This is a genomic window from Mycobacterium sp. IDUB_28 (genome assembly GCF_055419285.1).
Genome location: NZ_JBVAXK010000004.1, coordinates 62,469 through 79,964, shown reverse-complemented (window position 1 = coordinate 79,964; position 17,496 = coordinate 62,469). Strand labels below are relative to the sequence as shown.

Here is a 17,496-nt window from a genome sequence, read left to right as displayed (position 1 = left end):
ACCCTAGCCGCGCCGCTCCAACCACTCGACCAGCGAGCGTCCGGCGTCCAGCACGTGTCGTTCGGCGATGGCGCGGGCCCGCTCGGAGTCCTTGTCGCCGAACGCGTCGAGCAATGCCTGATGGTCGTCGAGCGAGTGTTTCTCATGGTCGGGAAATAGGGTGAGGAAGTTGGTGGGCACCACCCGCGCGGCCTGCTTGATCTGGGCCATCAGGCGCGGTGAGTGTGCGGCGCGGTGAATCTTCTGGTGGAAATGCCAGTTGGCCTCGCCGATGCTGTCGTCGCCGGACCGGGCGGCCACGTCGGCGGCGAGTTCGCGCAGCATGGCCAGTTCGTCCGGTTCGATGCGCTGCGCGGCCCAGGCTGCTGCCTGCCCGGTCAGCACGCCCAGGATGGTGAAGCTGTCCAGCACGTCGTCGGGGCTGATGCCGATCACCGTGACGCCGCTGCGCGGGGCGACCCGGACCAGGCCCTCGAAGGACAGTTCCAGCAGGGCCTCGCGGACCGGGGTCCGACTGGTGGCGAACTCCTCGGTGATGGCGTCGAGGTCGATACGAGCTCCGGCGGGTAGCGCGCCGGTGATGATGCGGTCGCGCAGTTCGCGGGCCGCCCGCTCCCGCACGGTGCCGGAGATGTCGATCCCTACCACCTAGCGAGCATACCAAACGTGACATTTGAAATCTGATATATCAGATGTTACATTCCGATTTATGCGAACCGACCAGATGTCCCTCGTCGCCTTCATGCAAGCGGGCAGCACCTCGGTGTATGCCGGATCGTGGCGGCACCCCGCGACCGAGCACCGCTATCTCGAAGCGTCCTACTACGCCAAGATCGGCCGCCAGCTCGAAGAGGGCTGCTTCGACCTGATGTTCTTCGACGACCGGTTGGCCATGCCCGGGGTGTACGGCGGGTCGGTGGACGAGGCGGTGAAGTACGGCGCGCGGCCGGTCAAGCTCGACCTGGGCGTCGTGCTGGGCGTACTGGCGCAGGCGACCTCCCACATCGGGCTCGGTGCCACCTACTCGACCACCTACTACGCGCCGTTCCACGTCGCCCGCACCTTCGCGTCGCTGGACCACCTCTCTGCCGGGCGGGCCGCCTGGAACGTCGTCACCTCGGTCAACGACAGCGAGGCGCAAAACTTCGGTGTCGATGCGCATCTGGGTCACGACGAACGGTATGACCGTGCCGACGAGTTCATGGACGTGGTCACCGGCCTGTGGGACACCTGGGAGGACGACGCGATCCTGCACGACCGCGGCTCCGGTCGGTACGCCGACCCGGCCAAGGTGCACGAACTCGGCCATGTCGGGCAGTACTTCGCCGCCCGCGGGCCATTGACGGTGCCCCGCACGCCGCAGGGCCGGCCGGTCATCATCCAGGCGGGGTCCTCGGGTCGCGGCCGCGAATTCGCCTCGCGCTGGGCCGAATTGATCTTCACCGGCGACCCGGGCATCGACGTGGCCCGTACCCACTACGCCGATCAGAAACAACGCATCGAAGACGCCGGGCGCGACCCCGCCTCAGTGCGCATCTGCCCGATGGCCTACGCCGTGGTGGGGGAGTCGGAGTCGCACGCCAAGGACCGCGAGGCGATGTTCCTGAACGACCTGGTGCACCCCATGGCGTCGCTGACCCTGTTGTCCGAGTTGATGAACTACGACTTCGCCCGGCACGACCTCGACGACCCGGTCACCGACGAACTCATCGCATCGGCGTCCGGAATCCGCGGCCTGGTGCAGAACCTGCGCACCCATATCGGGGGCGACACCGTGACGGTACGCGATCTGGCCGGCCACCGCGCCACGCTGTTGCAGGGGCCGCGATTCGTCGGCACCGGCGAGCAGGTTGCCGATCAGATGGCGGACTGGTTCGAAAGCGGCGCCTGCGACGGATTCGTTTTGGCGGCAACGCATCTGCCGGGCGCCTTCGAAGACGTGGTGCGCATGGTGGTGCCGGAACTGCAGCGACGTCGGCTGTTTCGCACCGCCTACGAGTCGTCGACCTTGCGGGGACACCTGGGCCTGCAACGACCGGTGGGCGCCCATGCTTGACGGTCTACGGGTGCTGGACCTTGCGACCCTGGCGGCCGCGCCACTGGTGGCCACCTATCTCGGCGAGTTCGGTGCCGACGTGATCAAAGTCGAGCAACCAGGGTGCGGTGATCCCATCCGGACGTGGGGCAACCAGCGCGACGGCGTCGGACTGATGTGGAAGTCGTTGTCGCGCAACAAACGGTCCGTCACGCTGGATCTGCGGTGCACCGAAGGCCAGGAACTGACCCGCAGGTTGGTGGCGCACTCCGACGTGGTGATCGTCAACACCCGGCCGCAAACGTTGCGCAAGTGGGGGCTGGACTACGAGAGCCTACGGGCGGTCAACGAGCGAATTGTGATGCTGCACATCACCGGATACGGACTGAGCGGACCCAAGAGCGAACGGCCCGGGTTCGGCACCCTCGGCGAGGCGATGAGCGGTTTCGCCCATATCACCGGACAGGCCGGCGGGCCGCCGACCCTGCCGCCATTCATGCTGGCTGACGGTGTCGCGTCGCTGAACGCGGCGTATGCGGTGCTGATGGCGCTCTACCACCGCGACGTGCACGGTGGTCCCGGACAGCTCATCGACGTCAATCTCATTGACCCCCTGGCCCGTTTACTGGAACAGACGTTGCTGGGATATGACCAGCTGGGCCTGGTGCCGGAACGGTCGGGCAACCGTTGGGACATCTCGGCCCCGCGTAACACCTATCGCACCGCCGACGGCCGGTGGCTGGCGATGTCGGGCAGCTCCCCGGCGCTGGCGCTGCGGGTGTTCCGGGCCATTGGCAGAGACGATCTGGTGCAGGATACGGATTTCTCCGACCCGCAGCGCCGGCTGGCCCGGGCCCGTGAGGTCGATACCGTGGTGGCGGATTGGGTTGCCGGCAAGACACTTTCAGAAGCGATGGAGGTTTTCCAGGCCCATGAGGTGGCGGCGGCACCGGTGTATGACATCACCGATCTGGTCGACGACGAGCAACTCACCCATCGCGGCGTGTTCATCTCGGTCGACGACGACGAACTAGGCGCGATGACGGTGCAGGCTCCGGTGCCGCGGTTCTCGGCGGCCACCGGCACCGTCGGACAGCTGGGTCCACGCCTGGGCCAGCACAACGCCGAGGTCTACGGCGAATTACTCAATCTGAGTGCCAACGACATTGAGGACCTGCACGCCCGTGGCGTGTTGTGAGAGAAGGACATTGATGACTGGACTGCTTCGTCGCTCGGAACTCGCCGTGCCCGCCAGCAACGACAACATGTTCGAGAAGGCCGCGGGATGCGGCGCGGACCTAGTGTTCCTCGACCTCGAAGACGCCGTACCCGCGGCGTTCAAGGAACAATCGCGGGCCAAAGCAATTGCGGCACTCAACGACATCGACTGGGGCAGCACCGCCCGTGCCATCCGGATCAACGGCCTGGACACACCGTGGTGCCATGACGATCTGATCGAGGTGGTGACCAAGGCCGGACGGAATCTCGACACCATCATCGTCCCGAAGCCGCGCACCGCCCGCGACGTGTGGTGGGTCGACGTGTTGCTCACACAGCTCGAATCAAAGTTGCTACTCAACAAGCGAATTCGCCTCGAAGTGCTGATCGAGGAAGTGGAAGGCCTGGCCAATGCCGAGGCCATCGCGGTAGCCAGCCCGCGGTTGGATGCGTTGATTTTCGGGGTGGGTGACTTCTCGCTGTCCCAGGGCGCGCGGGTGGACACCAACTTCGTCCCGCTCGGCGAATACCCCGGCGACTTTTGGTCTTACGCGCGCAACAAGGTGATCGTGGCGGCGCGCATCGCGGGCATCGATGCCATCGACGCGCCGTACCCGGACTATCAGGATCTCGCCGGCTATGAGCGGGACGCGCGCCGGGCCTCGCTGATGGGGTATACCGGCAAGTGGGCGATCCACCCCAGCCAGGTGCCGGTCGCAAACGGTGTCTACGCGCCGACCGCCGACGAAATCGCTGTAGCCAAGCGTAATGTCGCGGCCTACCGGGAAGCAGAAGCCAACGGTCGCGGCGCGGTCGGGGTGAACGGGGTGCTCGTCGACGCTGCCCACGTGAAGATGGCCGAGCAGACGCTGGCGCGCGCCACACTGATCAACGGGTCCTAGATTGCGATGACTATTGCGAAGATCCCTTGCGGGGATGGTTGACATACCACGATGGCAGCGATCTGCTACGCATGTGGTGAAGTGGCCACTTACCGCTGCGGATGTCTCGCAGTCGTTCTGGATGGGAGATACGGTGCCGTACGTCGAATCCGCGGTACGCACCAAGCAGGCAGTGGCCGCTGCGCGCGCAGTGCTGATGCGCGACGGGGTGGGCGGCACCACCATGCGCGCAGTCGCGACTGAAGCCGGCGTCCCGCTGGGCACCCTGCAGTACGTGTTCCCGTCCAAGCAGGGCCTGCTGCGGGCGGTGTTCGAAGACATCGTGGAAGAGATCGCCGAACTGCTGCGGATTTCGGCGGAACTCGAAGCCGGTCTGGAGCATGCGATTCGGGTGGGGTTGCGCAACTTCTGGACGGAGTTGGTGGTCAACCATCGCGAATTGCAGTTGGTACAGCTCGAACTCGTCACCCATGCGTTGCGGACGGCCGGTCTGGAGGAACTGCCGCGCTGGCAGTACGAGCGGTACATCGAAATCGTTGCGCAGTGGTGTGAGTCGGCCGCGACGCGGGCGGGGGAGACCACGACGATTCCCTTTGATCGGCTGGCCCGGCTACTGGTCGCCGGTATCGACGGCCTGATCCTGCAGCACGTGATCAGCGCGGACGCGGACCGGTCAAGGGCCGATCTCGACGCGCTGGTCGAGACGGTCGTGTCTCTCGCGGTGGTCCGGTCCCCCTCCAACTGACTCTTGCCCACGGCTCTGCAGTGCCCTAGTTTTAAGCCCAACTAAGTCATACGACTGTATGAGTTGGGAAGGTGAAGGCAATGGTGGATGTCGATGTGGTGATCGTCGGCGCTGGACTCGCGGGGCTGTCGGCGGCCCGCGAGCTGGTCGCCGCCCGGAAGTCCGTGTGCGTCCTGGAAGCCAGGGATCGCGTCGCAGGCCGCAACCGCGGCGGGTTTCTCAGCAACGGGGTTCCCGTCGAATTGGGCGGTCAGTGGGTCGGGCCAGGCCAGGACACGGTGCTGGCGCTGATCGACGAGCTCGGGCTCGAGACGTTCCCCACCTATGACACCGGTGAGGCGATCACTGCCATCGATGGTGAGACGTTGCGCTATAACGACGCATCGTTCGGACTTCCGGCCGACAACCTTGCCGAGATCGGCCGGGTCTGGGGCGAGCTCGAGACGCTGGCGGCCACGGTGCCGACGGCCTCGCCCTGGCAGGCGGCGGACGCTGCCGATCTGGATCGGCAGACCTTCGACGGCTGGTTGACGGCCCAAACCTCCGACCGGATCGCGCTCCGATTCTTCCGGCTCGTGGTGCCCACCTTGTTTTGTGCGGAGACGCCGGAACTCTCGTTGCTGCATCTGTTGTTCTACCTGCGGTCGGGTAGCGGCTTGGCCGGAATGCTCGCGGTGACCGGCGGTGCGCAGGAGCTGCGAGTACTGGGTGGGACGCACCAGATCTCCGAGCGATTGGCCGCGGAACTCGGTGACCGAGTCCAGTTGGGAGCGGTGGTCCGGACCATCGTGCAGGATCCGGATGGGGTCACGGTCACTTACGAGGACGCCGACGCGGCGAGCTCGGGCACGGTGACGGCCAGCCACGTGGTCGTCGCGATTCCGCCGACCCTGGCCGGCCGGATTCGGTATGTGCCGCCGCTGCCTTCCGCTCGCGACGCGTTGACCCAGCAGTTCCCGGCCGGGTCGGTGATCAAGGTCCAGGTCGGCTACTCGACACCGTTCTGGCGCGATGCCGGGCTGAGCGGCTTCGTGACCAGCCTCGACGATGCGTTGAGTGTTGTCATGGACAACTCACCGCCCGACGCATCCTGCGGGGTCTTGGTCGGGTTCATGGACGGCGCCCATGCCCGGGATGCGGCCGGGTTGCGGGCTGAGCAGCGCCGCAAGCTGATCATCGATGCGCTGGTGAAATATTTCGGGCCACAGGCCGCCGAGCCGTTCGACATCATCGAACTTGATTGGGCGGCAGAAGAATTCACCCGTGGTTGCTACGGCGGACGCCTCACCGCCGGCGCGCTGACCCAGTTCGGCAAGGCGCTGGCCGCTCCGGTCGGCCGGATCCACTGGGCCGGCGCCGAGACTGCCCAGCAGTGGTGCGGTTACATGGACGGCGCCATCACGTCGGGTCGCCGCGCAGCCGGGGAGATCCTCGACACCAGGTGACAATGCGGCACACTGGGTCGGTGGTCGAGGTAGCCGTCGAGTCAGGCGTAGTTCGCGGACGACGGCACCGCGACGTGGAGATGTGGCGGGCGATTCCCTATGCGGCACCGCCGGTCGGCCCGCTACGCTTCCGGGCGCCGCAGCCCGTCACGCCCTGGTCCGGCGTGCGCGATGCGACCCAGTTCGCCTATGCCGCGCACTCGCACCGGTTCAGCTCGCCACTCGGCGTCGTCAAGCGGCAGATTCAGCACGAGGACTGCCTGACGCTGAACGTGTGCGCACCCGCCAAACGCACCGACGGTCCGCTTCCGGTCCTGGTCTTCATTCACGGCGGCGGTTACTTCGAGGGCACATCCGCGCTGCCGGTGCACGATCCGACGCCGCTGGTGCGGCGCTTCGGGATTGTGCTCGTCACCATCAACTACCGGCTCGGTGGTTTGGGCTTCGTCGATTTCTCCGGCTACGCAACGGAATTCGAGTCCAACCTGGGGCTACGCGATCAAGTGGCCGCGTTGAGTTGGGTGCGGCGCAACATCGCAGCTTTCGGCGGTGATCCCGACTGCGTCACCGCCTGCGGCCAGTCCGCCGGTGCGAGCGCCGTCCTGACCCACCTCGCCGTGCCCGCTGCGCAGGGTCTGTTCCAGCGGGCGATCGCGCAGAGTCCGATACCCGACGCGGTGCGCACGCCGGAGCAGGCCGCAGACACCGCGCGTCAGGTCGTCGATGTGCTCGGCGGTGATCACACCCTGCTGCGCACGGCGCCTCCCGCCGCGATCACCCGGGCCGCGATCCGGGTGATGTTGCGGACCGCGCGCACCGTCCCGTGTCAGATGGCGCTGGCACCGGTGATCGACGGGGACTTCCTGCCCGAAGATCCGACGGCGGCGATCGGCGCCGGCCGCGCCCACCGCGTCCCGCTCATCATGGGGTCGATGCGCGACGAGATGGGGCACGCCGGCTGGGTGCCGGTGCGGCCGTTCGTCGATCTGTTCCCGACCACCCCGGCGCGGGTGGACCGCATGTTCGCGGCAACCGATCCCGCCGCCCGGAAAAACGTGTTGGCGCACTATCCGGATTACCCCAGCGCGGCGGCGCTGACCCGGCTCGCCACGGATTGCTTCTTCGTCCGGCCGATGATCGCCGCGGCCGAGGGCCACGCCCGACACGCGCCGACCTACCTCTATCGGATCGATTACGCCCCGCCGGTGCTGCGCCGGATCGGGATGGGCGCCATCCACGCCACCGATGTACCGCTGTTGTTCGGCAGCGCGGGTGCTGCGGCGCTGGCGGTCGGAGGACGCCGCGAACACCGCGCCATCGGCGACTGGGTACAACAGCACTGGGTCGAGTTCGCGCGGACCGGCAGCGCCGCTTGGCCCGCCTACGCCGACGGGGAGGCCGCCATGGTGATTGATCGCCCGGAACCGCGTATGGTCGACGGACTCTACAGCGCGACCCGCGACGCATGGTGTCATTACCGTGGACCGCAGCGGGACGCGAAACCTACTGCGGCGCATTAGCAGGCACCGATGCGCCGGGTAGCGATACTGGATGATTACGCGGGTCTTGCTCTGCAGCTGGCTGACTGGTCGGAGATTCAGAAACACTCTGAGATAACGGTTTTCGATCGGCACCTGACCGAAGACGAGGCAGCCGAGGAGCTGCTGCCGTTCGACGTGCTGTGCACGATGCGCGAGCGAATGGCGTTCCCGCGCGGCCTCATTGCACGGTTGCCGAATCTGAAGCTCATCACCATCGTCGGTCGCAGCCTGCCCAACCTCGACCTGGCCGCCGCTACCGAGCACGGGATACTGGTCGCCCATTCCGACTTCGCGCATCCGCGATTCCGCGCGGTGCGCGACGCCACCCCCGAACTGGCCTGGGGACTGATGATCGCGACCGTGCGGAATCTGGCCGAAGAGCACCGGCGCATGCGCGGTGGTGGATGGCAGAGCACCACCGGTATGACATTGTCCGGCAAGACTTTGGGATTGCTCGGACTCGGCCGAGTCGGTAAACGTATGGCCGAATATGCAACCGTATTCGGTATGGACGTGGTGGCCTGGAGTCAGAACCTGACCCCGGATGCCGCCGCGCAAGCGGGCGCACGGTGGGTCGAGAAGGCGGCGTTGTTCGAACAGTCCGACGTGGTGTCCATCCACCTCGTACTATCCGAGCGCACCCGCGGGCTGATCGGTGCGCCCGAGCTTGCCCTGATGAAGCCGACGGCGTTCCTGGTCAACACGTCTCGCGGACCGATCGTCGACGACACAGCGCTCGTCGAAGCCCTGCGCCGGGGCCGACTCTCCGGAGCGGGCCTGGACGTCTACGACACCGAACCGCTGCCCGTCGACCATCCGCTGCGGACGCTGCCGAACGTGACACTCTCGCCCCATCTCGGCTACGTCACGCGAGAAATGCTGAGCGCGTTCTATTCCGACGCCATCGAAGCCGTGGCCGCCTGGCTGGACGGTACTCCGTCGCGGATCGCGAATCCCGAAGCGCTGCGCTAGACGGTGCGGCCACGCCGTCAGCCCCGACCAGCAATCCAGCGGGGGCTTCGCACCGCCTCCAGGGCCTCAGCTACGCAGCGATCCAGCGGCTGCCGAGCCGGGTCTTGCCGCACCCAGCGCTGGAACCCGAAATCGGCGGCGGCAAAACTCAAATGCACCAACAGACCTGGCCGGATGTCGGTGTCAGGATCCACACCCATCCGGTGCGCGGTGATTCCGGTGGCTCGCTGCCGGTCATCAGCGGTGTGAAACTGCAGCCGCTCCAGGACTTCGGGTGCCACCAGCAGCGCCGACCGCCACTCTTCGATATCGGCCGCACCGAAGGATCGGGTGCGACCGACGATGGCATTGGCCAGTGCGACATCCGGTGATTCGGTGGCCGGCTGCTGTTCGAGCAGGCTTACCACTTCGGCTCCGCCATGCCGTGCCGGCGCCAGCAGCAGGTCCTCCTTGGTTGTCACGTGCCGGAACAAGGTGCGCGTGGAAACGCCTGCGGCGGTGGCGATCTGATCCGTCGTCACGCCGTCGTAGCCGCGCTCAGCGAACAATTTGAACGCAGCGCGACGGATGTCGGCGCGGATCTGGGCACGCTGGCGGTCCCGCAGCGACTCCCCCGAGACACTCACCGGAAGCTGCCGATCCCACCGTCGACATGGATGGTCTGCCCGGTGAGGAACGTCGAATCGGCGCCCAGCAGGAACGCAACCAGTGCACCCACATCAGTACGCACGTCCCCGATCCGCTTCATCGGGACCCGTCCGACTGCCTTGGCGTAGTCGTCGGGAGCGAGCTGCTTCCACAGCTTGACGCCGTCGGATTCGGCGAACGGGCAGATGACGTTCACCCGGATGTTGTCGCGGCCCCACTCCAGCGCCGCGACCTTCGACAGGCCGCGGATCGCTTCCTTGGCGGCGGCGTATCCACCGAACTTGGGTTCGCCGCCGGTGCCCGAACCCGAGCCGAGGTTGACGATCGAGCCGCCACCGGCAGCGACCATCACCGGGTATACCGCCTGCATCAGCAGAAACGTGGCGCGCGGACCGACGTCGTAGCCGAGTGCCAGGTCGGTGGGGGTGATGTCGACGAACGGCTTGGGCTCGTTGCTGGCGATCGCATTGTTCACCAGGCCGTGCACGGTGCCGAATGTGCCGACGGCGGCGGCCACGATCTGCGGCACACTGTCCACGTCCCGCAGGTTGGCCGATAGCGTCGAAACCCGTTCTCCGGCATCGAATTCCGCTCGCAGTTCAGCCGCGGTCGCGGAGAGCTTGTCGTCTTGGATGTCCACCAGCAACACCGAGGCACCCCGTTCCAGCAGTGCGGCGCTCACCCCTTTGCCGATGCCCTGCGCGGCGCCGGTGACGACGACGACCTGCCCGAGCAGCGAGTCCGGGTGCGAGTAACTCATCCGGCTGGGCCCAATCGCAGGGGCACCCCACGATGCAACTCGTAGGTGCTGCGTACCGCGCCCGGCAGTTCGATGAACTCGACCGCGGTACCGTCCGGGTCCTTGACGAAAAACATTCGCACACCGCTGATTTCGAAAGGCTCCTGCTCCGGGGCATAGCCGGCGTCCCGAACCCGGCGGTGGGTGTCGTCCAAATCGGTGACCGACAGGGACAGGTTGTGAATGCCGGCGATGCCGGGACGGGCCGGCTGGTGGTGCGGCGCGGCCGGCCCCAGCGAGAGCAGTTCGATCATCAGCCGGCCCAGCAGCCCACCGACCACCCGGCCCTGCTGCTTGTGGGTGGAATGCAGGACGGCGTCGAACGGCTCGCCGGAGATGGTCTGGTCGAACACCACGTCGAGGCCGAGCAGGTCGCGATAGAACCCCAGCGCGCGGTCCATGTCGGTCACCCCGACGACCAGGTGACAGAACGAAACATCCTCGAGCACGCTCATGGCTTCTCCCGCGCGCGAGCCGAAACCAGCGGTGGCGCAGGCAGATCGAACGAGGGCTTGGTGGTGCCGCCGTCGACCCGCAGGATCACCCCGGTCACCCAGGACGAGGCGGGCGAGGCGAGATAGAGCGCCGCGGCGGCGATGTCGCGTGGGGTCCCGATACGGCCCATCGGGGTGTTCGCCACGAACTCGGTGCGCAGCGCGTCGTTGGTCGTCACGAAATCCATCGACTGTGTCGCCACCCCACCGACACCGATCGCGTTGACCCGCACCAGGGGCGCGAGGTCGGCCGCCATGTCCTGAGTCATCATGTTCAGCGCCGCCTTGCCCGCGCCGTAGGCCGTCATGCAGCGCATCGCCATGTCACCGGACCGGGATGAGATGTTCACGATCGATCCGGATCCGTCGGTGTCCACCATGGCCTGCGCGGCTAGGCGACTCAACACGAACGGTGCGACGGCATTGAACTGCAGCGCGGTGCTCAGGTACCGCGAGGAGGTCTGCATGGCCGGGCGCGGCTGGGTTCCGCCGGCGTTGTTGACCAGGATGGACAGTCGGCCGAACTGCTCGACGGTCACTGCGACCAGCCGCTCCAGGTCGTCCTCGACCAGCACGTCGGTGACGACGGAAAGGCCACGGCGACCGGTCTTTTCGATCAGCCGCACGGTTTCGTCCAGATCGGACCTGGTGCGCGCGGCCACGACGACGTCCGCACCCGCCTCAGCGAACGCGACCGCGATGTCGCGACCGATCCCGGCGCCGGCGCCGGTCACGATGGCGACGCGGTCGGTCAGGCGAAAGGAGTCCAGGATCATCGGTTGCCGCCCGCGAGGTGCGGCGCCGGACGTCCGGCAAACAACGGCAGGTCCAGGTAGGTCTTGATACCGGGCTCGGCCGCGCACACGTCGGGGATGGCGTTGACGCAGTGGTTGGCGGTGGCGACCACGCCGGGATTGCGGATCAGACCCTCGGCGACGCTGGGCGGTTGCAGCCCCTTGAAGGTGAGGTTCACGGTGGGGTCACCGGTGATCTCGACCTCGAACCGCTCGCCTTCGCCGCCGAAGTTCCAGGCGGGTTCCAGGTTCTCCTCGCCCATCAGCCAGTTGACCGCGGCGGTGATGACCGGTTCGCCGTCGACGGTCGCTTGCCACCGAAACCGCCGTGCGGCAACGGTTCCCGCAGTGATGGCGAATGGCTCGTAGTCGATCTCGGCGGTGGCTACCGCGATCTCCTGAAGCGTCTGGATGCCGGAATCGATGCGGAAACCCATGTGGTCGGCGATCATCCGGACCGACATCTTGAAGCCTTGCTCCAGCAGCGCGGCCATCGGTCCCTGCACAGCCTCCTCGGGGGTGCCGCCGAATCCCATGATGTGTCGCACCACGTCCGGGGCGTTGTAGGTGCGGATGTCCGAGAATTCCTCGGCGCGCATGTGGGTGACCGCCGAGGACAGCCCGGACAGCATGAGCGGGAAGCGCTCGGTGATCCCGCCGGGGTGAATCCCCGACCCGTGCAACGTGACCCCGGCCTCGAGTGCGGCGTCGGCGACGGCCCGGTGTCGGGGATGGGTCAGGTCCGGGTAGACCCAGCCGACTGGGGTGACGATGTTCTTACCTGACCGCAGGATCGCCAGCACTTCGTCGTCGTTAGGGATCAGCGGGCTGTAAACGACGCAGTCGGCGTCCAGAGCCAGGATCTCGTCGACGTTGGTGGTGGCGGTGACACCTATGGGGTCGACTCCCACGATCTCGCCGACATCTCGGCCGTTCTTGTCCGCGGAGTGGACCCAGCAACCCACCAAATCGAGTTGCGGATGGTTCAGCACGCATTGGACGGCGGCTTTCCCGACGCCCCCGGTCGCCCACTGGATGACGCGAAGTGTGGGCGCAGCGATCATGGGACACCTTTCCGACGGAACTGAGGGCAGTGGTGGCAATGTATGACGATATGGCAGTGACTGTCAATATCGTCGGCACAAACCAGCCGCTACTGGACGGTCCGAACCCGACCGCGGTGTTACGCCTGTGGGGTGACGGCGGCGCGCTCGGCAGCCGCCTGATCGGTGCGGCGGACGAATCGGCGCAGCAGGGTGGTGGCGGTCCCGATGCAGGCGACCAGCAGGATCGGGCCGGTGGTGACGATCAGGATCTGCGAGATGTCCACCGGCAGAGCGAAGATGCACGCGACCGCGGCGATCGGGAACATCCCGCAGACCAGTCCGAGCTGCACGCACAGGCGGGTGTGCAGGCTGTGCCAGTCGCGGATCTCCCGCTCCGACCAGCCGCGCTGCGGTAGCGCCGCTTCCGCGAGGCTGGGCACGATCGCACCGGTGATCACCTTGGAACTTGGTTTGCGCAGCACACCGCTGACGACCACCGACCACACCAGGAACGTGGCCGGAATGAGCTCGGTGACCTGGACGATGCGCGGATTTTTAGTGGTGAACGCGACCGCGAGGGAGACGGCGGCGCACACCAGCACAGCCACGTTGAGAAACTCCACCTTGCGCTTGCGGACCACCGAGTACAGACCCTGCAGGGTCGCGACGACGATCGCACCCACCAGGGCCAGGTAGGGCGTGACGCCGAAGAGGCGCAGGCCGTAGTAAGCCAACACCGGCGGGACCATGTTGACGACGGTGGTCATGGCGTACTCGCGCAAGCTCTTCGGTGCATCGAACCCCGCGTTGGGGGCTTCGATGGTCACGGGCTCGGATTGGTGAGACACGGTTCGAGGGTAGCCGAACGTTAGGTACACCTAACATCGAGCGGGTGGCGAAGCTGAGCGCCGGTCTGCTGTTGTACCGGACACGAGCCGGGGTCGTCGACGTCTTGATAGCGCACCCGGGCGGCCCGTTCTGGGCGCGCAAGGACGACGGCGCGTGGTCGATCCCGAAAGGCGAGTACGCAGACTCCGACGATCCGTGGGCCACGGCGCAGCGCGAGTTCACCGAAGAGATCGGGCTGCCGGTGCCCGACGGACCGCGGACCGACCTCGGTGCGGTGCGACAACCCAGTGGCAAAGTGGTCACCGCCTTCGCCGTCCGCGGGGACCTCGACATCACCGATGCGAGTAGTAACACCTTCGAAATGGAGTGGCCGCGCGGGTCGGGGAAGATTCGCGAGTTCCCCGAGGTCGATCGCGTCGGCTGGTTTCCGGTGGCCCAGGCCCGAAGCAAGCTACTCAAGGGGCAGCGGGTCTTCCTCGATCGCCTGCTGGCCCAACCCGGCCTGCCCGGGTCGGGTCAGGATGCTCCGTGAGCGACTGTGTCGGACAACCACTTTCGCGGGTCAGCCAGCGGCGCGCGACAGCCCGTTGATGCAACGTGCGCCGGGCGGCGCGGCCGCCCCGTGCACAATGGGCAGCATGCCATCGACGCCAACCCAGGCCGACTCGCAGACGCTGCTGCTACGGCTGCTGGACCAGGCAAACCGCGCCAATCCGTATCCGGTGTGCGCGGAGCTGCGCGAGCTCGGACCCATCGAGCTGCCGGGCGGCAACTTCGTCCTGTTCTCCACCTACCGCGACTGCGACGAGGTGCTGCGGCATCCGGCCTCGAGCAGCGACCAGTTCAAGTCGACCGCGGCGCAGCAGATGATCGAGGCGGACCAGGCGATGCGCCGGGAAGTGCCGCCGGGCTTCCTGTTCCTGGACCCACCCGATCACACCCGGCTGCGCAAATTGGTCAGCAAAGCGTTCGCGCCCCGGGTGGTGAGTGCGCTGCAACCCGAGATCAGCGCGTTGGTGGATGGCATGCTGGACCGGATCGCCGAGCGGGGGAGTTTCGACGTGGTCGCAGACTTCGCCTACCCATTGCCGGTGGCAGTCATCTGCCGGTTGCTCGGGGTGCCCTTGGCGGATGAGCCGCAATTCAGCCGCGCCTCCGCGGTGGTGGCCAGGGCGTTGGACCCGTTCCTGGTCAACGATCAAGACGACGGTGTCGAAGAATCGCTGGATGCCGGGGCGAGTTTGCGCGAGTACTTACACGGCCAGATCGACCGTCGCCGTGCCCAACCCGGTGACGACCTGTTGTCTGCGCTGGTGGCCGTCAACGAATCGGGCGATCAACTGACCGAGGAGGAGATCGTCTCGACCTGCCTGCTGCTGCTGGTGGCCGGACACGAGACCACGGTGAACCTGATCGGGAATGCGATCCTGGCGATGTTGCGCGACGGCCGCCAGTGGGGTGCGCTCGGCGCTGATCCCGGTCGGGCCGCGGCGATCGTCGAGGAAACCCTGCGTTACGACCCGCCGGTGCAGCAGTTGAGTCGAATTGCCCTGGACGACATCAGGATTGGCGATACCGAAGTCGCCAGGGGTGACGTGATGCTGTTGCTGCTGGCCGCCGCGCATCGCGATCCCGCCGAGTTCGATCGACCGGACAGCTTTGATCCGGACCGAACCTCGTTGCGGCACTTGGGATTTGGTCGCGGTGTCCACTACTGCCTAGGGGCCCCGCTGGCTCGGTTGGAAGCGACGGTGGCGCTCTCAGCGGTGACGGCCCGCTTCCCGAACGCCCGGCTCGCCGGCGAACCGCTCTACAAACCCAACATCAACTTGCGGGGTCTGTCGACACTGCGGGTCGAGGTTTAACGGCGCCCGGCCAGGCTGATCAACAGCGGTATCGGAGTGCCTACCGGATCGAGGGCTTCCGCGTCGCGGTAGACGCCGATGGTGTATTCACCGGTGGTCTCGATGGCGAACGACAGTTGCGGGGTGAAGCACCGGTACTTCGACGGCTTGCCCTCTTCGTCCGGCCACTGCCAGGCCGAGCGGACGGTGCCGCGGATCGTCCCGCCCGGATCTTTGCAGACGATGAACAACTGCGGGTCGAAATCCCCACCTGCCGGTGCATGGACCACCAGCACCAGCGGGACCGTCAGCCAAATCGGAACCTGGTTGACGTCGTAGCTGGTGATCGGCAAACGGGTGGCGTCGATAGCGGAGTCGTCGATGTTGGCGGAGCCCGCCACGAGCAATGCGGCAACGTGCATCGCGCCAGCCTATTCGGGACTGTCGGCGTCTGGGGTGGCATCGGGCAAAACGATAGAAATCGGTACCGGCGTGGACAACTCGAATTTCCCGTCGGCGTCGTAGTACGCCCCGACCGTGTACTCGCCTTCGGACGCCACCTGGAACGAGAGTTCCTGGGTGAAACATCGGTACTTCGACGCGAGCTTTGCGTCATCGGGCCAGTGCCACGTCGCCCGCAGGGATCCCAGCGGTTGCCCGGATGGATCCTTGCACACGACGTGCAGGTCAGGGTCGTAGTCGCCACCTGCAGGTGCGTGCACCACCAAGACCACGGGAACTGTTGCCCACAAGGGCATTTGGTCAACCTGAAACCACGCCATCGGAATGGACGTGGCATTGATCGCGCCGTGTTCGTCGAACGCGGCGGTACGTGCAACGAACAACGCACACACGTGCAGCATCACGACATCCTAAGTGCGGGCCAGGCCAGGTCCGCGATCGCGATGCAGTACCCGTCGCCGACCGGCGTACCGCGCGCGAACATTCAGCGGCGCCAGGTCGTTCATCCGACAAGACCCGGCGCGTCCTGCGCTGGCCGGCGTGAACACAATGAACTGATGGAGCTACCCGTGATGCCGCCGGTCTCGCCGATGCTGGCCAAGTCGGTGAAGTCGATTCCGCCCGGGGCCTCGTATGAGCCCAAATGGGACGGTTTCCGCTCAATCTGTTTCCGCGATGTCGACGAGGTCGAGCTGGGCAGCCGCAACGAACGGCCGTTGACCCGCTACTTCCCGGAGTTGGTCGCGGCAGTCAAAGCCGAGTTGCCGCGACGCTGCGTCATCGACGGCGAGATAGTCATTGCCGGTGCTCAGGGCCTGGATTTCGAAGCATTGCAACAACGCATCCATCCGGCCGAGTCGCGGGTGCGGATGCTGGCCGAGCGCACTCCGGCGTCTTTCATCGCGTTCGACCTACTGGCCCTTGACGATGAGGACTACACGAAGCGGCCGTTCAGCGAGCGGCGTGCCGCCCTGGTCGAGGCGCTGGCCGGGTCGGGTCCGTCGATCCACGTCACGCCGGCCACCACGGATCCGGCCACCGCTCAGCGGTGGTTCGAAGAATTCGAGGGAGCCGGCCTCGACGGCGTCATCGCTAAGCCGATCGCCGGCACCTACCTGCCGGACAAGCGAGTCATGTTCAAGATCAAGCACGAACGCACCGCCGACTGCGTCGTCGCCGGCTACCGGGTGCACAAGTCCGGCGGTGACGCTATCGGTTCGCTGCTCCTCGGACTCTACGAGGATGGTGGCCCCTCAGGACAGCTGGCCTCGGTCGGCGTGATCGGTGCGTTCCCGATGGCCGAGCGTCGACGGTTGTTCACCGAATTGCAGCCGCTGGTCACCACTTTCGATGGCCATCCCTGGAATTGGGCGGCACATGAGGCGGGTGAACGCACTCCCCGCAAGAACGAGTTCTCCCGCTGGAACGCGGGCAAGGACCTGTCCTTTGTGCCGCTGCGCCCGGAGCGAGTCGTCGAGGTTCGCTACGACCACATGGAAGGCCGACGGTTCCGCCACACCGCGCAGTTCAACCGTTGGCGCCCCGATCGTGACCCACGGTCCTGCACCTACGAACAGCTGGAGCAGCCACTGACCTTCAGCCTGGGGGACATTGTGCCGGGCCTCGGCTAGGCGAACCGGGGGCGTAAAGCTGCTTCGACCCCCGCGGGATGGTCTGCTGCTAACTCGGCGTGCTGGAATCG

General features: G+C 66.4%; 19 protein-coding genes. 10 read left to right on the top strand and 9 right to left on the bottom strand.

The features are described from left to right. Positions 1–3: 3 nt before the first annotated feature. Positions 4–648, bottom strand: coding sequence for a GntR family transcriptional regulator (locus ACZYZ9_RS09800; protein WP_463826073.1), 645 nt, complete (start codon positions 646–648; stop codon positions 4–6). Between the two features lie 61 nt (positions 649–709). Between ACZYZ9_RS09800 and ACZYZ9_RS09795 the strand changes: the two genes are divergently transcribed. The 7 genes from ACZYZ9_RS09795 to ACZYZ9_RS09765 all read left to right on the top strand — a co-directional run bounded on the left by ACZYZ9_RS09795 (position 710) and on the right by ACZYZ9_RS09765 (position 8,858). Beyond that, positions 710–2,056, top strand: a complete 1,347-nt coding sequence (locus ACZYZ9_RS09795) for an LLM class flavin-dependent oxidoreductase (RefSeq protein ID WP_463826072.1) — start codon at positions 710–712, stop codon at positions 2,054–2,056. Beyond that, positions 2,049–3,233, top strand: a complete 1,185-nt coding sequence (locus ACZYZ9_RS09790; protein WP_463826071.1) for a CaiB/BaiF CoA transferase family protein — start codon at positions 2,049–2,051, stop codon at positions 3,231–3,233. The genes ACZYZ9_RS09795 and ACZYZ9_RS09790 overlap by 8 nt, the downstream gene beginning before the upstream one ends. A 13-nt stretch (positions 3,234–3,246) precedes the next feature. Next, positions 3,247–4,155 carry an HpcH/HpaI aldolase/citrate lyase family protein gene (locus tag ACZYZ9_RS09785; RefSeq protein WP_463826070.1) on the top strand — a complete coding sequence of 303 codons (909 nt, stop codon included), beginning with the start codon at positions 3,247–3,249 and terminating at the stop codon, positions 4,153–4,155. A gap of 133 nt (positions 4,156–4,288) precedes the next feature. After that, positions 4,289–4,900 (top strand): TetR/AcrR family transcriptional regulator, encoded by a 612-nt coding sequence (locus tag ACZYZ9_RS09780; protein ID WP_463826069.1) that lies wholly within the window; start codon positions 4,289–4,291, stop codon positions 4,898–4,900. Between the two features lie 80 nt (positions 4,901–4,980). After that, the gene (locus ACZYZ9_RS09775; RefSeq protein ID WP_463826068.1) at positions 4,981–6,345 is read left to right on the top strand and encodes a flavin monoamine oxidase family protein; all 1,365 of its coding nucleotides are present in this window, start codon (positions 4,981–4,983) and stop codon (positions 6,343–6,345) included. 20 nt (positions 6,346–6,365) lie between these two features. Further along, on the top strand, positions 6,366–7,865 hold the full coding sequence (locus ACZYZ9_RS09770) for a carboxylesterase/lipase family protein (RefSeq protein WP_463826067.1): 1,500 nt from the start codon (positions 6,366–6,368) through the stop codon (positions 7,863–7,865). A 9-nt stretch (positions 7,866–7,874) separates the two neighbouring features. Continuing rightward, positions 7,875–8,858 (top strand): D-2-hydroxyacid dehydrogenase family protein, encoded by a 984-nt coding sequence (locus tag ACZYZ9_RS09765; RefSeq protein WP_463826066.1) that lies wholly within the window; start codon positions 7,875–7,877, stop codon positions 8,856–8,858. A gap of 17 nt (positions 8,859–8,875) precedes the next feature. On the opposite strand, the gene ACZYZ9_RS09760 is transcribed toward ACZYZ9_RS09765, so the two are convergent. The 6 genes from ACZYZ9_RS09760 to ACZYZ9_RS09735 form a co-directional block, all read right to left on the bottom strand. Continuing rightward, positions 8,876–9,484: a TetR/AcrR family transcriptional regulator gene (locus ACZYZ9_RS09760; protein WP_463826065.1), complete on the bottom strand. Its 609-nt coding sequence runs from the start codon at positions 9,482–9,484 to the stop codon at positions 8,876–8,878. Continuing rightward, positions 9,481–10,266 carry an SDR family NAD(P)-dependent oxidoreductase gene (locus tag ACZYZ9_RS09755; protein WP_463826064.1) on the bottom strand — a complete coding sequence of 262 codons (786 nt, stop codon included), beginning with the start codon at positions 10,264–10,266 and terminating at the stop codon, positions 9,481–9,483. The genes ACZYZ9_RS09760 and ACZYZ9_RS09755 overlap by 4 nt, the downstream gene beginning before the upstream one ends. Then, on the bottom strand, positions 10,263–10,760 hold the full coding sequence (locus tag ACZYZ9_RS09750; RefSeq protein ID WP_463826063.1) for a VOC family protein: 498 nt from the start codon (positions 10,758–10,760) through the stop codon (positions 10,263–10,265). Before ACZYZ9_RS09750 ends, ACZYZ9_RS09755 begins: the two co-directional genes overlap by 4 nt. Then, on the bottom strand, positions 10,757–11,575 hold the full coding sequence (locus tag ACZYZ9_RS09745; RefSeq protein ID WP_463826062.1) for a glucose 1-dehydrogenase: 819 nt from the start codon (positions 11,573–11,575) through the stop codon (positions 10,757–10,759). The genes ACZYZ9_RS09750 and ACZYZ9_RS09745 overlap by 4 nt, the downstream gene beginning before the upstream one ends. Further along, positions 11,572–12,657, bottom strand: a complete 1,086-nt coding sequence (locus tag ACZYZ9_RS09740) for an NAD(P)H-dependent amine dehydrogenase family protein (RefSeq protein ID WP_463826061.1) — start codon at positions 12,655–12,657, stop codon at positions 11,572–11,574. The genes ACZYZ9_RS09745 and ACZYZ9_RS09740 overlap by 4 nt, the downstream gene beginning before the upstream one ends. Positions 12,658–12,776: 119 nt before the next feature. Then, on the bottom strand, positions 12,777–13,406 hold the full coding sequence (locus ACZYZ9_RS09735) for a VC0807 family protein (RefSeq protein ID WP_463826416.1): 630 nt from the start codon (positions 13,404–13,406) through the stop codon (positions 12,777–12,779). Between the two features lie 125 nt (positions 13,407–13,531). Here ACZYZ9_RS09735 and ACZYZ9_RS09730 point away from each other — a divergent pair, with 125 nt between their 5' ends. Both ACZYZ9_RS09730 and ACZYZ9_RS09725 read left to right on the top strand, forming a co-directional pair. Beyond that, complete coding sequence (locus tag ACZYZ9_RS09730) at positions 13,532–14,020, top strand: NUDIX hydrolase (protein WP_463826060.1); 489 nt, start codon at positions 13,532–13,534, stop codon at positions 14,018–14,020. Positions 14,021–14,126: 106 nt separating this feature from the next. Further along, positions 14,127–15,353 carry a cytochrome P450 gene (locus ACZYZ9_RS09725; protein WP_463826059.1) on the top strand — a complete coding sequence of 409 codons (1,227 nt, stop codon included), beginning with the start codon at positions 14,127–14,129 and terminating at the stop codon, positions 15,351–15,353. Here the strand turns inward: ACZYZ9_RS09725 and ACZYZ9_RS09720 are convergent. After that, a complete protein-coding gene (locus ACZYZ9_RS09720; protein ID WP_463826058.1) occupies positions 15,350–15,754 on the bottom strand; it encodes a hypothetical protein in 405 nt (134 codons plus the stop codon). The genes ACZYZ9_RS09725 and ACZYZ9_RS09720 overlap by 4 nt on opposite strands. 9 nt (positions 15,755–15,763) lie before the next feature. Then, positions 15,764–16,195 carry a hypothetical protein gene (locus ACZYZ9_RS09715; RefSeq protein ID WP_463826057.1) on the bottom strand — a complete coding sequence of 144 codons (432 nt, stop codon included), beginning with the start codon at positions 16,193–16,195 and terminating at the stop codon, positions 15,764–15,766. 156 nt (positions 16,196–16,351) lie between these two features. On the opposite strand from ACZYZ9_RS09715, the gene ACZYZ9_RS09710 reads away from it, so the two are divergent. Further along, positions 16,352–17,425, top strand: a complete 1,074-nt coding sequence (locus ACZYZ9_RS09710) for an ATP-dependent DNA ligase (RefSeq protein ID WP_463826056.1) — start codon at positions 16,352–16,354, stop codon at positions 17,423–17,425. Positions 17,426–17,496: the final 71 nt, after the last annotated feature.